Annotated in this window: 16 protein-coding genes; 11 read left to right on the top strand and 5 right to left on the bottom strand. The window is 57.0% G+C overall.

Annotated features, from left to right (window positions below; genetic code table 11):
- Positions 1 to 88: 88 nt before the first annotated feature.
- Positions 89 to 1,684, bottom strand: a complete 1,596-nt coding sequence (locus PEL8287_RS06785; protein WP_085891630.1) for an ABC transporter substrate-binding protein — start codon at positions 1,682 to 1,684, stop codon at positions 89 to 91.
- Between the two features lie 146 nt (positions 1,685 to 1,830).
- Between PEL8287_RS06785 and PEL8287_RS06780 the strand changes: the two genes are divergently transcribed.
- From PEL8287_RS06780 to PEL8287_RS06760, 7 genes are all read left to right on the top strand, one after another.
- On the top strand, positions 1,831 to 2,634 hold the full coding sequence (locus PEL8287_RS06780) for a helix-turn-helix transcriptional regulator (RefSeq protein ID WP_085891629.1): 804 nt from the start codon (positions 1,831 to 1,833) through the stop codon (positions 2,632 to 2,634).
- Between the two features lie 174 nt (positions 2,635 to 2,808).
- Positions 2,809 to 3,477, top strand: a complete 669-nt coding sequence (locus tag PEL8287_RS06775) for a hypothetical protein (protein WP_085891628.1) — start codon at positions 2,809 to 2,811, stop codon at positions 3,475 to 3,477.
- Positions 3,478 to 3,610: 133 nt separating this feature from the next.
- Entirely contained in the window at positions 3,611 to 3,862 is a 252-nt protein-coding gene (locus tag PEL8287_RS20275; RefSeq protein ID WP_235862255.1) for an MIP/aquaporin family protein, read from the top strand.
- Positions 3,820 to 3,924 carry a hypothetical protein gene (locus PEL8287_RS20270; protein WP_235862223.1) on the top strand — a complete coding sequence of 35 codons (105 nt, stop codon included), beginning with the start codon at positions 3,820 to 3,822 and terminating at the stop codon, positions 3,922 to 3,924. The genes PEL8287_RS20275 and PEL8287_RS20270 overlap by 43 nt, the downstream gene beginning before the upstream one ends.
- 15 nt (positions 3,925 to 3,939) lie before the next feature.
- Complete coding sequence (locus PEL8287_RS20265) at positions 3,940 to 4,170, top strand: MIP/aquaporin family protein (RefSeq protein WP_235862222.1); 231 nt, start codon at positions 3,940 to 3,942, stop codon at positions 4,168 to 4,170.
- Positions 4,171 to 4,388: 218 nt separating this feature from the next.
- On the top strand, positions 4,389 to 5,078 hold the full coding sequence (locus PEL8287_RS06765; protein ID WP_139837718.1) for a hypothetical protein: 690 nt from the start codon (positions 4,389 to 4,391) through the stop codon (positions 5,076 to 5,078).
- Between the two features lie 89 nt (positions 5,079 to 5,167).
- Positions 5,168 to 5,851 (top strand): hypothetical protein, encoded by a 684-nt coding sequence (locus PEL8287_RS06760; protein ID WP_085891626.1) that lies wholly within the window; start codon positions 5,168 to 5,170, stop codon positions 5,849 to 5,851.
- Here the strand turns inward: PEL8287_RS06760 and PEL8287_RS06755 are convergent, their stop codons facing one another.
- Both PEL8287_RS06755 and PEL8287_RS06750 read right to left on the bottom strand, forming a co-directional pair.
- A complete protein-coding gene (locus tag PEL8287_RS06755; protein ID WP_085891625.1) occupies positions 5,852 to 6,559 on the bottom strand; it encodes a sulfotransferase family protein in 708 nt (235 codons plus the stop codon).
- A gap of 34 nt (positions 6,560 to 6,593) precedes the next feature.
- On the bottom strand, positions 6,594 to 7,628 hold the full coding sequence (locus PEL8287_RS06750; RefSeq protein WP_085891624.1) for a succinylglutamate desuccinylase/aspartoacylase family protein: 1,035 nt from the start codon (positions 7,626 to 7,628) through the stop codon (positions 6,594 to 6,596).
- Positions 7,629 to 7,876: 248 nt separating this feature from the next.
- Here PEL8287_RS06750 and PEL8287_RS19730 point away from each other — a divergent pair, with 248 nt between their 5' ends.
- Positions 7,877 to 8,281 (top strand): hypothetical protein, encoded by a 405-nt coding sequence (locus PEL8287_RS19730; protein WP_139837717.1) that lies wholly within the window; start codon positions 7,877 to 7,879, stop codon positions 8,279 to 8,281.
- A 260-nt stretch (positions 8,282 to 8,541) separates the two neighbouring features.
- Here PEL8287_RS19730 and PEL8287_RS06740 read toward each other — a convergent pair whose 3' ends face one another.
- Positions 8,542 to 9,387, bottom strand: coding sequence for an isocitrate lyase/PEP mutase family protein (locus tag PEL8287_RS06740; RefSeq protein WP_085891622.1), 846 nt, complete (start codon positions 9,385 to 9,387; stop codon positions 8,542 to 8,544).
- Between the two features lie 190 nt (positions 9,388 to 9,577).
- Positions 9,578 to 10,231: a peroxiredoxin gene (locus PEL8287_RS06735; RefSeq protein ID WP_085891621.1), complete on the bottom strand. Its 654-nt coding sequence runs from the start codon at positions 10,229 to 10,231 to the stop codon at positions 9,578 to 9,580.
- A gap of 131 nt (positions 10,232 to 10,362) precedes the next feature.
- Between PEL8287_RS06735 and PEL8287_RS06730 the strand changes: the two genes are divergently transcribed.
- From PEL8287_RS06730 to PEL8287_RS06720, 3 genes are read left to right on the top strand one after another with little or no spacing between them, the layout of a single operon-like run.
- The gene (locus PEL8287_RS06730; RefSeq protein WP_085891620.1) at positions 10,363 to 11,805 is read left to right on the top strand and encodes an aldehyde dehydrogenase family protein; all 1,443 of its coding nucleotides are present in this window, start codon (positions 10,363 to 10,365) and stop codon (positions 11,803 to 11,805) included.
- A gap of 4 nt (positions 11,806 to 11,809) precedes the next feature.
- Entirely contained in the window at positions 11,810 to 12,571 is a 762-nt protein-coding gene (locus tag PEL8287_RS06725; protein WP_085891619.1) for a glycosyltransferase family 25 protein, read from the top strand.
- Complete coding sequence (locus tag PEL8287_RS06720) at positions 12,564 to 13,448, top strand: alpha-1,2-fucosyltransferase (RefSeq protein ID WP_085891618.1); 885 nt, start codon at positions 12,564 to 12,566, stop codon at positions 13,446 to 13,448. Before PEL8287_RS06725 ends, PEL8287_RS06720 begins: the two co-directional genes overlap by 8 nt.
- The last annotated feature ends 21 nt before the right edge of the window (positions 13,449 to 13,469 follow it).

The raw sequence follows: 13,469 nt of genomic DNA, 5'->3' as shown, positions 1-13,469 counted from the left end.
GCGCCAAGCCTGCTTTGATTTCTGCCCATCTTCTAAAGCCCTTCGCGCCCCTCAAGGGCGCGAAGGGTTGGCGTAACCCGGGAGGTGGTTACACCATCCACCAACGTTCCAGAATGCGGCGTCCGTCAAAGCCACGTGACCAGGACAAATCACCATGGCCGATCTTGTCGTTGCGCGCGTGAACCTCGTTGGCAAACATCGGGACGATATTACCGCCCTCATCACGCAGGATGATCTGCATCTCGCGGTACATTTCCGCCCTGAGTGTTTCATTCAACTCGGCGCGGGCCGCCCCCAGTAATTCGTTGAAACGCGGATGATCCCATTGCGTGTCATTCCATGCAGCCCCCGGTGCAAACCCGGTTGTAAACATGTTGTCTTCGGTGGCATATCCACCCCAATAGCTGGCGCACCAGGGTTTCTTCATCCAGACATCTGACCAATATCCATCGTTGGGCTCGCGCACGACGTTGATGTTGATACCGGCTTGTTTCGCCGAGGCCTGGAACAGAACAGCCGTATCCAGCGCCCCGCTATAAGCCGCATCCGATGCGCTCAGGTCTATGGTGATGTCGCCCAATCCCGATTGGTGCCAATGATGACGGGCCTTGTCCGGATCATAGCTGTTCTGCTCTATGTCAGACGCATGGTAGCGATAAGATGGCCCGATCGGGTGATCATTGCCGATGACACCGTGACCAAACAGGATTTTATCAACAATTTCCTGACGGTTGATGGCAAATTTCAACGCCTTGCGCATCTCAAGGTTATCGAAAGGTGCAACCTTGGTCAGCATCGGGAAAGTGTAGTGCAAGGGGCCGGCCCCCTCTTCGATGATGATACCTGCGTTGCGGGAAAGCAGCGATATGACCTTTGGTTCGATCCGGTCGATACAATCCACGTCACCGGTGATAAGTGCATTCGTCCGTGCACCCGGATCCGTCATGGAATGCAATTCAATTGTATCGGCGTGCGCCGCGCCTTCTTTCCAGTAATTCAAATTACGTTCGAACTGATAGGTTTCACCCGGTTTTTCGCTTTTCAGGATATACCCACCTGATCCACCGGCTTTCCAGTCGATACCATTATCCGACGCGGGATAGATGCCAAAAGTGGCCTCGTTGAAGTTGAACGGGAAATCCGCATTCCCTTCGCTTAGCGTAAATACAACAACATTTGGTCCATCGGCCTTGATGTCAGTAACCGAGGCCATCACCGGCTTGCCCACGGATGTGGATTCTTCGCCGCGGTGATAGTTGATCGACGCGATGACATCCTCGGCCGTCATTGTCTTGCCGTTGTGAAACTCAACACCCTCGCGCAGCCTGAATGTCCAGGTCGCCGCGTCAGGCGATGACGACCATTCCGTCGCCAGCGACGGCGCCAGATTGCCCGCAGCATCCAGCTCGGTCAGGGTGTTTGCCACACCATAAGCCACGACCCATTGCAGGCCATTTGTAAGGGTTGCAGGATCAAGCGTGTCGGAAGTCGCGCCATGCCCCATGGCCAGACGCATATGGCCACCTTTTTTGGGCGTTGCGGCATGGGCCTGATTGAACAGGCCTGTCCCGACACTCAGCGCCATACCAAGGGCCGAGGTGCGCCCCAGAAATTCACGCCGCGACATGCGGCCCGTTTCAACCTGTCCAATCAACCATTTTGCGTGTTTTTCATGTTTGTCCATGTTTCACCCTCCCAAAAGATGCCGGGCAGCGCCCGCTATATGAAGGGATGATTGATCAAAGGCTTGATTCCGTGAATGGCGCGATTGTAAACTGGTGTAAGCGTTTAGACGCGATATAGCTTCCTCTTGCGAAGGATTCAGCGGTTGTGACACAAGATTTTTCCAAAAACCTGCGCAGCATTTGCGCTGACACCGGCTCGATCGCAAAGGTTTGCCGCGAAATCGGAATCAACCGTCAGCAATTCAATCGGTATCTGAACGGCAGCGGCATGCCCTCGGCCCATAATCTGCGCCGCATCGCCCGACATTTCGACCTGAGCGAGGCTGATCTTTTCGCCGATCACACAGATTTCACACAACGCCACATCCTACAGCACAAGCACAACGTGGGCGACACGGTTGACCTGATGACAGGCGCCTTCCGCGATCAGGCCAGATCGCTGCGCCGGTATCTTGGATTTTACCATGCCCATTTTCAGACCCCCACATGGGATGGCATGATCCTGCGAAGTCTGGTCTGGCTGCGCGAAAAAGACGGGTTTGTCATGTGCCGGTCGCTTGAACGGGTCCGTTCAAAAGATGGCAGCATCAACCAGAAATCGCGCTACGAAGGGATGGCCACACAGCGGGGCAACCGCATCTATGTGGTTGAGCATGAAATGGTGCGTGATGGTAGTATCGTCGAGACGATTCTCACACCGTCATACCGGCAAGAAGTCAAATTCCTGCGCGGTGTGACAATGGGCGTGGCCTGGCGCCCAAACGTCAACCCCTATGCATCGCGCTCGATCTGGAAACGGGTCGACGAACGCATCAGCGCCCGTGAGGCCCTGAAGGCCTGCGGTGCATTTTCGACGGACAGTCGGCATATCGACCCAACGGTGCGCGACTATCTTACCGCGCAGACAGACCAGACACAGGCTGGCAATACTGCAAATATCCTTGTGTAACCCTTCACACATGATGCGCGGGTTCGCGCCACTACAACTTGGTTACGCCTTTATCGTTTTGGACTTGGCACCGCCGCATGCCAACTGGCACTGCGCCTCAAACAGTCCTTGATGCCAGAACCGCTCTCACCTATTTGATCTGACACCAGCAACCGTATTCACTGAAAGCTCTCCATGTCTCAGTCGCAGCTGCACAAAGTTGACCTTTTCCTGATTCTGCTGATTTTCGTGACGCTCGCGGTTACGGTAGCCATTTACATCTGGAATACGGACTATTTCTACCTAAGCTTCGCGGCCGAAGACCGGCTGGTGGAAAATGGCACCGCGCTCTTTCTTCTCGTGGCCAGTTTTGTTCTGGCCAGTAATGCGCGGTCACTCTGCCACAAACAGCGCGTGCGCGTGGCGCTGTTTACCGCGTTTTATGCACTGTTGTTCTTTGCGGCTTCGGGCGAGGAAATTTCGTGGGGCCAGCGCATATTCGGCTGGGAATCGAGTGAATTTGTTCGCACCCACAACAATCAGGGCGAAACGAACCTCCACAATATGATTGTCTTTGGCAAACCCCTGTCCAAGACACTGTTTGGTGGCGGTCTGACCACGGTTCTGCTAGTATATCTTGTTGTTTTTCCTGTTCTTTACCCCAGAATCGCATTCATCAAACGCCTTGCTGACTGGTTTGCCGTTCCAGTCCCGGGCATGCGCCACGCCGCGCTTGCAGTCATCGCCAGCCTTGTCATTGCCTCAATCGACGTCGCCCGGAAATGGGAGGTGTACGAGCTGGTTTTCAGCATTCTTGCCGTGTCCACTTTTCTACTGCCGCAGAACCGTGACAAAGTGGTGTAGGCAGCCACCTGCCCGGCCCAAACGGGTTGCTGGGTTAAATCTGCGCAACCTTTCCCGTGACCCATAAGCTGGATTTCTGACCCTGTTCCCGAAGAAACGAGGCTGGTCTTGGCCCCGAAACGGTAGGCAATTCATGAACAAAATGCTTGCCGAATTTATCGGAAATTTCACGCTGGTCCTGATAGGTTACGGCTCTGCCGTAATCGCAGGGGCAGATATTAGCCTTGCCGGAATCAGCTTTGTCTTCGGTCTGGCCCTTATTGGTATGGCTTATGGGATTGGCCGATCTCGGGGTGTCACATCCACCCTGCTGTCTCATTGGGTGCAATCGCCGCCGGACGCATGGAGATGGCAGAAGCTGTCAGATGCATTGCTGCACAAGTGACAGGGGCCGTCGTGGCGGTTTTGGTGCTGATGATCATCGCCAGCGGCAAGGCCGACTATTGAGTCGCTCAAAACGGATTGGGCCAGAACGGCTGGGGCCAGGGATATCTGGGCGAGTATTCGATCGCAGCCGCGTTTGTCTTTGAACTGGTCGCCACCTTCCTGTTCGTTGTCGTGATCCTGGGATCAATTTTTGCCGGTGGGCACGCGATCAGCCAGGTCTGGCTATTCGTCACAGCCCCGGTGACCGGCGGATTGACCGCTGGCCTGCTGTTCAAGTCGGGGATGCTTGACGGCACCGCCGAGTAAATGCCGAAAACAATTTCGGCAGCCGGTCTTCGCATTGACCGGCTGCCGCTATTCCTGCGTCGTTTCGCCCGTCTGGGATAAACCGGCACCATCCAGCCTGGCGAACCTCACCACTGAAATGTGAATTCCGGCCTTGCCCATATTCTTGCCGTACGCATGCTACTCGGGTAAGACGGCGGTATTGCAACAGCCTGTAACAGTAGAAGGCGTTTCCTCCCGTGCTCTACTCTGAAAAATTTAACACCACACTGCTGGCGATTGCGATGCTTTGCACCGCCATCCTGCCTATTTTCCACTTCGTTCAGACCCCGGCCTTCCACGAGTTTTTTGCGGTCGAGGACGGCCCCGTCGAATGGGGCACGGCCATTTGCCTGTTCGTGTCCTTCACCGTTCTGGCGCGCTATGCACTGGGGTTCCGACGCACCGGGCAGAATGCGGCCATGGTTGCGATGGGGTTCTATGCGCTCCTGTTCTTCTTTGCCTCCGGCGAAGAACTGTCTTGGGGGCAAAGGATTTTCGGCTGGGAGGCTTCGGAATTCTTCACTGAAAACAGCAACCGCGCGGAAACCAACCTGCACAATCTCAAAGTGGGCGAGGTAAAGCTGGTCAAGGTTCTGTTCGGCAATATCCTGACATCCATTCTGCTGGTCTATCTGGTGATTTTGCCAATTGTTTACCCGCGCGTCGAAAGGGTGCGACGTCTGGCAGACCGGCTGGCGATACCGGTGCCGCACCTGAAACACGGGCTGATCGCGCTGGTCGGGTCAATTGTGGTTGCCTCCGTCGATCTTCAGCGCCGCTGGGAAGTCTACGAATTTATCTTCAGCCTTGTAGCCCTGTCGATTTTCCTGATGCCGCAGAACGCAAATGCCTTTCCCGGGTCACGAACTGCCTCCCGCAGAACTTAGGAAAATCCGGCATATGCTCGCTACGCTTGCTGCGGCCTGGAACATGATGTAACCGCCTGACATTGCCAGCTGACATATAGGCCCTCGCTATGCTCCACCTGAATGACCGCTCCGGACTAAGCAATGCAGACACTTTGCTTTTCGGCCTGGCTTATGCGACCCTCATCTTTACGGTGATCTACTACATTACCGGCCTGCACGAAGCGTTCCGCATGGGCTTTGCCACCGAGGACGGCCCCATAGAATGGGGTACAGCGGTCTGCCTGCTGCTGTCATCCATGGTGCTTATCCGCAACGCGCGCGTACTCTGGACGAAACGCGGGGCTGCCGCGGCGCTTATCACCGGGTTTTACGCATTTCTCTTTTTCTTTGCCTCGGGCGAAGAAATCTCGTGGGGCTACCGTCTGTTCCATTGGGACGCCAACGAGTTCTTCCTTCAAAACAACGCCCAGAAAGAAACCAACCTGCACAATCTGGTGGTGGGCGATGTCAAGTTGGTCAAAACCGTCTTTGGCAGCGGGTTGACGGTGGTGATTCTGCTCTACCTTTTGGTTATGCCGCTGGTCTATACGCGAATGTCGCTGGTTCGCGGCATTGCAAAACGGCTTGCTATCCCGGTGCCCGACACCCGGCACATGTTCCTGGCTCTTGCCGCCACAATCGTGATTCTGGCAGTCCAGATGATGACCAAATGGGAATGCTACGAGTTTGTCTTCAGCTTGCTGACGCTCTCGATCTTTCTGCGCCCCCGGAACGCGGATCAGGTGACCTGACTATTCCAGGAACCGGATCGTATCGCGGGCCGCGATCAGTTCGGCCTGCTCGTCGCCGTGCAGGCGCGAGACCAGACACCCCCTGACAGCCTCTTCGGTCAGTTCCAGCAGCGCCAGCGCCTCGTCGATATTGCGCTGGTTTTCCTCCAGTTTGGGCCGGTTCGAAACATTATGCACGGATCCCCCCGGCAACTGAGCGGTCTTGAATCCACAAAAATCCGCCACTGCCGCAAGCGCACCAGGTGCCTCGATATTGACCGCGATGAAATCATCACGGCCTTTGAAATGGCGCAGCACCCAGGCAAAATACTCTGCCCGCCGCCAGATCTCATTCACGAAATTCTGCGTGCTGAAAATTTTCTGATGATGCGCTGCGATGCTGATCAGATATTTGCGCAGAGGGCGAAAATTCAGGATAAACGTTGCATTCGGATAGGTGCGGTCATACGCGGCCACGGGGCGCACCTGGCCAAAATCCGAAAACGCATCAAATTTGCCCGTTTCCCAGTCGCGTGAATCGTGGAAACTATTCAGTCCGTTGGCCTGAAACAGCTTGTGCATCGTCGTTGTGCCGTTGCGCGGATGACCGATGACAAAGTACTTCTTTGCCTGCCGGTCGCCTTTGGGCGTCACCATGAAATGCAGCCGCATACGGGCACGGATCACGCCAAAGGCGATATCGTTAAGGTCGGTCGTACGTTTCACCATCTGTCAGTCCCTTGCTCCGTACCGGTACACCGGTTCAGATTATCTCGTCTTCGTCATATAAAGGGGCGGCCTCCATATGGGCGCTGGCCCCTTCGGAAGCCGCATCGGCACGCGGCGTTTCGGCAACATGGAACAGCGCGTCGCCCTCATAAACCACCGGCATGTTGGTGCGCCCGATCACAACCCCATACTTGTCTGCCACAAGTTCGGTTTCGACCTGACCTAACGGATCGGTAATCGCGCCCATAACCGCGCCAGGTTCAACCGTGTCGCCCGTACCCACGTACCCGCGAAAAAGCCCGCCCGCAGGTGCCCGGTACCATGTTGACCCCGCCGCCATCACTGGCGTGCCGCGTGACTTTGGCACGCCCTTGCGGGGGATCATTTTCAGATGCTGCATCACCCGCAGGATACCGCTGACACCCGCGCGCGCCGCCAGTTCGTCAAACCGCAAACCCTCGCCGCCCTCGTAAAGCAATACATCAACACCCACCTCTTCCGCCGCCATTCGCAGCGATCCGTCGCGCAGTTTTGAATGCATCATCACCGGCGCGCCAAAGGCGTGGGCCAGTTCGGCCAGTCGCGTGTTATCCGGCGTCAGACGCAGCTGTGGCAGGTTGGTGCGGTGAATGGCCGCCGAGTGCAGGTCAATCCCCACATCGGCCCGCCTGACCACCTCGGTCATGAAGATATGCGCCAGCCGGGATGCCATCGACCCTTCGGGCACACCTGGAAAACACCGGTTCAGATCGCGCCGGTCAGGCAGATAGCGCGAGTGATTGAGAAACCCGAAGCTGTTCACGATCGGCACCGCCAACAGCGTGCCCGCCATCGTCCTCAGCGCGTCGGCCTTCAACAGACGGCGTACAATCTCGACCCCGATCACCTCGTCGCCATGAATGGCGGCCGAGACAAACAAGACCGGTCCCGGTTTCTTTCCGTGAATCACATGGATTGTCAGAGCGATCGGCGTGTGATCCGACAGGGTACTGACCGGCACATCAACCGTTTGCCGCGTCCCCGGTGTAATCGCGTGTCCATTGATCTCAAAGGGGTCTCGGCCTGCCATACCACTCACTTGCTGGTTTCATGTCAGAGCGATAGGCAAAAAAAACCCGACTGTCCACGCTTAGCGGGATATGGCCCTATCTTGTTCCAAAGTTCTGCAAAGCGGACAGAACGGCCGGTCAGGTTTTCTTGGTAAACGGTCTGTGTCCGTGGTTCGCGATCAAGACACACGTCGACTGAACGCCAGCAAAACTCAACTTGTTATTGGGTGTCGCAGGTGCAACGGCGTGAGCCTTAGTGGAGGCATAAATGATCGCTAATTCAAAGAAATTTCTGACGGTGCCGCTTGTATTCTGTCTGTTGGCATCTTGTTCGACGCCTTCTAGCGACGATGGACAGCAGCGTGTTCTTGCCGTGGTCAATGAAGGCTCGGAACCGATTATCTCCCTCTACGCAGGAAGACCCGGGACAACACCCGGGAGCAGAGAACCAACCATGGAACTCATCTCGAGAAACGCTGAGGGCATGGTCGATTTCCTTCCTTTTGGAGCAAACATCCAGCCAGGAAGAGGCGGTAAGTTCAATATTGATGACGGCAATGGAACATGCGTCTTCGAAGTGTATGTGCAGTTTCTAGATCGCTTTTCTCAGAAGAATGAAGGGGACGTCTGCAAAATGACGCGTGAAGGCACCGTGTGGCGGGTTTCAAATTAGCACCTTTCGGACGTAGAATTTCACATCAGCCCTATCCTCTCTGCGGTCGCACGCCTGGCTAGTCACGTTGCGCGGCGAACGGACATCCGGATTGGCGAAGCTGCTTTGCAAATGCATCGCACATGGGAACCTTAGAAGGAGCCCCGCGCCATCACGGACCATGTCCGCTGATCGCGCTCTGCACCAGTTCGAACAGGGCGCAGCAAGCGACGCTATGGGCTCAGAGCGGCCAACCGAAACTTAAAACCAACCATCCAACCCTACCCTCTGCGATCCTCTTTCCGGGCCCGCATCATCCCGGCAACAACCGCATCGGGCACCGCATCCTTGGCATAGGTGAACGTGCCCTTTTCCAACACTTCGTGCGCGGCACGCATCATCGCACCAAGCGCGGCCCGCGCAAAAGACCCGCCAACGCTGATCCGGCGCACGCCCGCCTTTGACAGCGTATCGACCGACCACGCCTTGCCCTTCAGGCCCATGACCACATTTACCGGCTTGTCCACCTCACGGCAGACGGTCCGTACTGCCTCCAGATCGGGCAGGCCCGGCGCGTAAAGCACATCTGCGCCCGCATCAGAAAACGCCTGTAAACGACGGATTGTATCCTTCAGATCGGGCCTGCCACAGATGAAATTCTCGGCCCGTGCCGTCAGAAAAAAGGGCCGCCCCCTGGCTGCCTCGGCCGCCGCTGTGACGCGCTCAACCGCCTGTTCAAGTTCATAGACCGGAGAACTCAAATCACCCGTGGCATCCTCGATCGAGCCGCCAATCAACCCGCACTCCACGGCCCCGATCACGGTCTCGGCGCAGGCCTCGGGCCCGGCCCCAAAGCCATCTTCCAGATCGCCCGACACCGGCAGCTCAGTGGCTTCGGCAATGGCGGCTGCATTCTCCAGAATCTCGGCCCGGCTCAGGCAGGCAAAGGAATCCCGTTTGCCGACTGAAAACGCATAACCTGCACTGGTGGTGGCCAATGCCTCAAACCCGAAGGTGCCAAGAATGCGCGCGGTACCTGCATCCCAGGCATTGGGCATGACAAAGGCCCGGTCGCGTTCGTGCAGCGCGCGAAACACTTCGAATTTCTGCTGTTGAAGCTTGACCATGCTACCCCTGTTTCACCGGATCACAACAACCTATCACAACCGGAACAAAGTACGGACAAAAAAGCAAATGGGGAAGGTCCGCAAACCCTCCCCATCTTCTTGGCCAACATAGGCCCGCCAAAGGCTCCCGCCCCTTTGCCGGGGGCGGGGCGGGCGGGTGGGCGCGCCCGGCAAAGGGGCGATCCCGACCTCAGCCTGGCATCTTGGTCTTGCGCAGATACGGCAGAACCGCATCAAACTCGCCGAATTTGGCTTTGGCATCCGCATCATTGACCGACGGCGGTATGATAACATCCTGACCCATCTGCCAATCCGCAGGCGTCGCCACCCCTTTCGAGGACGTCGTCTGCAACGCATCCAGGGCGCGCAGAACTTCGGCAAAGTTGCGGCCAACGCTCATCGGATAGGTCATGCTGAGTTTCAGCTGTTTGTCCGGTCCGATGATGAAAACGCTGCGCACCGTAGCACTGTCATTCGGGGTACGTCCGTCGGGCATATAGGCCTCGGCGGGCAGCATGTCGAATGCCTTGGATACTGCCAGACCTTCATCCGCGATGATCGGGAAACCGGCCTTGGTACCCGCCACTTTCTCGATGTCGCCTTTCCATTTCTTGTGATCTTCAACGCCGTCTACGGAAACGCCGATTACCTTGGTATCCCGTTTTGCCCATTCATCGGCCAGCCGCGCCACGGCGCCAAACTCTGTGGTGCAGACGGGTGTAAAATCCTTGGGATGCGAAAACAGGATCGCCCAGTTGTCGCCGATCCAGTCGTGAAAGCTGATGGTGCCCTGATCGGTCTCGGCGGTAAAATTTGGTACGGTGTCGTTAATTCTAAGTCCCATCTTATCTTCCCTTTCTGTTGTCTGCTTTTGAATTCGCGGACTTTGGTGAAATCCTGCAAATCCGCTAAATTCCCGCCTTGCAGGCGGTGAAATCCCCTGACACAGTGCCGCCAAATTCAAGGAGGTCAACCATGATCGAGAAACGCCAATTCTATATAAACGGTCGGTGGGTCGATCCCAGTGTGCCAAATGACCACAATGTGATTGATCCGTCAACGGAAGAACCTTGCGCCATCATTTCGCTGGGTCATCAGGCCGACACCGACGCTGCTGTGGCCGCCGCCAAAGCGGCGTTCCCGGCATGGATGGCAACACCGCCAGCCGAACGCATTGCTGCGGCTGAGCGCATTCTGAAAGCTTATGAAACCAGGGCCGAAGACATGGCTCAGGCGATCAGCATGGAAATGGGGGCACCCATCGACATGTCCCGTCAGCAACAGGTCACGTCAGGCACCTGGCACATCTCGAATTTCATCAAGGCCGCCAGGGCATATGAGTTTGATGCACCTCTTGGTGATCATGCGCCCAATGATCGGATCATCCACGAGGCGGTTGGCGTCTGCGCCCTGATCACGCCGTGGAACTGGCCGATGAATCAGGTCACACTCAAGGTTATCGCCGCGATGATCGCAGGCTGCACCATGGTGTTGAAACCCTCAGAAGAATCGCCACTCAATGCGATCATTTTCGCCGAAATCATGGATGCCGCTGACATTCCCGCTGGCGTTTTCAATCTGGTGAACGGCGATGGCGCAGGCGTGGGCAGTCAACTCACATCGCACCCGGATGTCGATATGGTCAGCTTCACCGGCTCGTCCCGCGCAGGCAAACTGATTTCCAAAGCTGCTGCTGACACGCTTAAACGCGTCAGCCTCGAGCTGGGCGGCAAAGGGGCCAACCTGATCTTTGCCGATGCCGATGAAAAGGCCGTCAAACGTGGCGTTCTGCACTGCATGAACAACACCGGCCAGTCGTGTAATGCCCCCACCCGCATGCTGGTGCAGCGGGATATCTATGATCAGGCGGTCGAAACTGCGGCCGAGGTGGCAAAAAGTGTCACCGTGGGTTCGGCCCACGAAGAAGGCCGTCACGTCGGCCCGGTGGTGAACGAGGTCCAGTTCAACAAGATTCAGGACCTGATCCAGAAGGGTATCGACGAAGGCGCCCGGCTGGTCGCCGGAGGTGTGGGCCGCCCGGATGGTCTGAACCGCGGGTTCTATGTCAAACCCACGGTCTTTGCTGACGTCAACAACGACATGACCATCGCCCGCGAGGAAATCTTTGGCCCCGTCCTGTCGATCATCCCGTTTGATACCGAAGAGGATGGTATCGCCATCGCCAATGACACGCCCTACGGCCTTACCAACTATGTCCAGACGCAGGACCCTGCCCGCGCCAATCGCTGCGCCCGCGCCCTGCGCTCGGGCATGGTCGAAATGAACGGCAAAAGCCGCTCAGCCGGGTCGCCCTTTGGCGGTATGAAGCAATCGGGCAATGGTCGCGAAGGCGGCACATGGGGCATCGAGGACTTCATCGAGGTCAAGGCCGTCTCGGGCTGGACTCCGGGCGCCTGATACCATGCAGCTACACGCTTTTATCCTGCATCTGACTCGCGCAGAAAAACGCCGGGAAAATGCGAAAAAGCTGCTGGAAAACTGCGGGCTGGCCGGAGAAATCTGGCCAGCCGTAGACGGGTCTGCCATGTCCTCGGGCGATCTGGAGACAACCGTTGGTGCGAAACTTTTTCAACCGACCTATCCGTTTCCCCTGAAAACCGGCGAGATCGGCTGCTTTCTTAGCCACCGCCAGATCTGGGCCGAGATGCAGGCGTGCAACATTGAGGCTGCGCTGATCATCGAGGACGACGCAGGAATTGAGACCGATGTGCTGGATGCCGCCATTGATCTGGCGCAGACCCATATTCAGAAACTGGGCTATATCCAGTTCCAGACCCGCCACCACAAAGGCCCCTCGACCCTGATTGACACATCGGGGTCTTCTGCGCTGGTTGTGCCGCAAAACACCGGGCTGCGCACCACCGCGCAGATGGTCAGCAAACAGGCTGCAGCACGGCTGCTGGCCCTGTCCGAAACCATCGACCGCCCCGTGGATACCTTTGTGCAAAGTCATTGGCATACCGGACTGCGCCCGGCCGAGATTTATCCGTCAGGTATTTGCGATATCGCCGATACGCTGGATGGGTCGACCATTCAGGGCGGCAAGAAACCATTCTGGGAAAAGGTCTGGCGCGAAGCGGCGCGCACGCATTACCGATCAGCCGTTTCCCGCCTGTCACGCCAGAGCTCTGCGCCACAAAAAGGTGGGCTGTCCAATGCCTGAAAGATCGGTCTACACAAGACTTTTCGGCGGTATCGGCAATCAGCTTTTTCAATATTCCGCCGGGCGCGCGCTGGCTGATCGTCTGGGCTGCGATCTGGTAATCGACACGCGCTACCTTGCCGGGCTGGAAAACCGCAACGATTGTTTCGTGCATTTCCAGAATGCACGTTTCCTGCGCGACCGCCCCCTGCCCCCGGCCAAATCCGACGGTATGCTGCTTTACGGTTTATGGCGCCTTCTCAGTCACCGGCCCAAGCTTCTGCTCAACCGCTACCCGCGGCTCTACCGCGAAAACGGTCTGGCATTCGATCCCGGCCAGCGGTTTCGCCCACCGGGTACCTACCTGCACGGCTACTGGCAATCCGACCGCTACTTCCTGAACATCACAGACGAACTGCATCAGGATCTTACCTTCACGACCCCGCTTGACGGCGCCAATGCCGATATGGCCGCGCGCATCACCGAAACACCCGGTGCCGTCTCGCTGCACCTGCGTCGCGGTGATTACCTCAAATCCGGTGCCTATGCCGCCTGCACGCCCGAATATTACCGCGCGGCGCTCGAATATATCTCGGTCAACACCAATGGCCCGCTGACCTGTTTCGTTTTCTCCAACGATCCCGCCTGGGCGCGCGACAATCTTGATCTGGGCTACAAGACCGTGATTGTCGACATCAATGACGAGGCCTCGGGCCATTTCGACCTGCACCTGCAATCGCTGTGTAACCACAACGTCATCGCCAACTCGACGTTTTCGTGGTGGGGCGCCTGGCTCAACACCAATCCCGACAGGATCGTAGCCGCACCGCGAAAGTGGTTCGGTCCGGATCATCCCCCCAACCCTGACATCCTGCCAGATGCCTGGGCCCGCTTTTAACGCGACAGTGCGCAATTCCGG

Origin of the sequence: Roseovarius litorisediminis (assembly GCF_900172295.1) — a bacterium.
GTDB classification, from domain to species: domain Bacteria; phylum Pseudomonadota; class Alphaproteobacteria; order Rhodobacterales; family Rhodobacteraceae; genus Roseovarius; species Roseovarius litorisediminis.
This window is presented reverse-complemented; position numbering and strand designations above follow the sequence as displayed.

Bases quoted from the DNA above. Each gene is read 5' to 3' on its own strand.
- PEL8287_RS06785 (WP_085891630.1), bottom strand. From the start codon at position 1,684: ATGGACAAACATGAAAAACACGCAAAATGGTTGATTGGACAGGTTGAA.
- PEL8287_RS06775 (WP_085891628.1), top strand. From the start codon at position 2,809: ATGTCTCAGTCGCAGCTGCACAAAGTTGACCTTTTCCTGATTCTGCTG.
- PEL8287_RS20275 (WP_235862255.1), top strand. From the start codon at position 3,611: ATGAACAAAATGCTTGCCGAATTTATCGGAAATTTCACGCTGGTCCTG.
- PEL8287_RS20270 (WP_235862223.1), top strand. From the start codon at position 3,820: ATGGAGATGGCAGAAGCTGTCAGATGCATTGCTGCACAAGTGACAGGG.
- PEL8287_RS06760 (WP_085891626.1), top strand. From the start codon at position 5,168: ATGCTCCACCTGAATGACCGCTCCGGACTAAGCAATGCAGACACTTTG.
- PEL8287_RS06755 (WP_085891625.1), bottom strand. From the start codon at position 6,559: ATGGTGAAACGTACGACCGACCTTAACGATATCGCCTTTGGCGTGATC.
- PEL8287_RS06750 (WP_085891624.1), bottom strand. From the start codon at position 7,628: ATGGCAGGCCGAGACCCCTTTGAGATCAATGGACACGCGATTACACCG.
- PEL8287_RS19730 (WP_139837717.1), top strand. From the start codon at position 7,877: ATGATCGCTAATTCAAAGAAATTTCTGACGGTGCCGCTTGTATTCTGT.
- PEL8287_RS06740 (WP_085891622.1), bottom strand. From the start codon at position 9,387: ATGGTCAAGCTTCAACAGCAGAAATTCGAAGTGTTTCGCGCGCTGCAC.
- PEL8287_RS06735 (WP_085891621.1), bottom strand. From the start codon at position 10,231: ATGGGACTTAGAATTAACGACACCGTACCAAATTTTACCGCCGAGACC.
- PEL8287_RS06730 (WP_085891620.1), top strand. From the start codon at position 10,363: ATGATCGAGAAACGCCAATTCTATATAAACGGTCGGTGGGTCGATCCC.
- PEL8287_RS06725 (WP_085891619.1), top strand. From the start codon at position 11,810: ATGCAGCTACACGCTTTTATCCTGCATCTGACTCGCGCAGAAAAACGC.
- PEL8287_RS06720 (WP_085891618.1), top strand. From the start codon at position 12,564: ATGCCTGAAAGATCGGTCTACACAAGACTTTTCGGCGGTATCGGCAAT.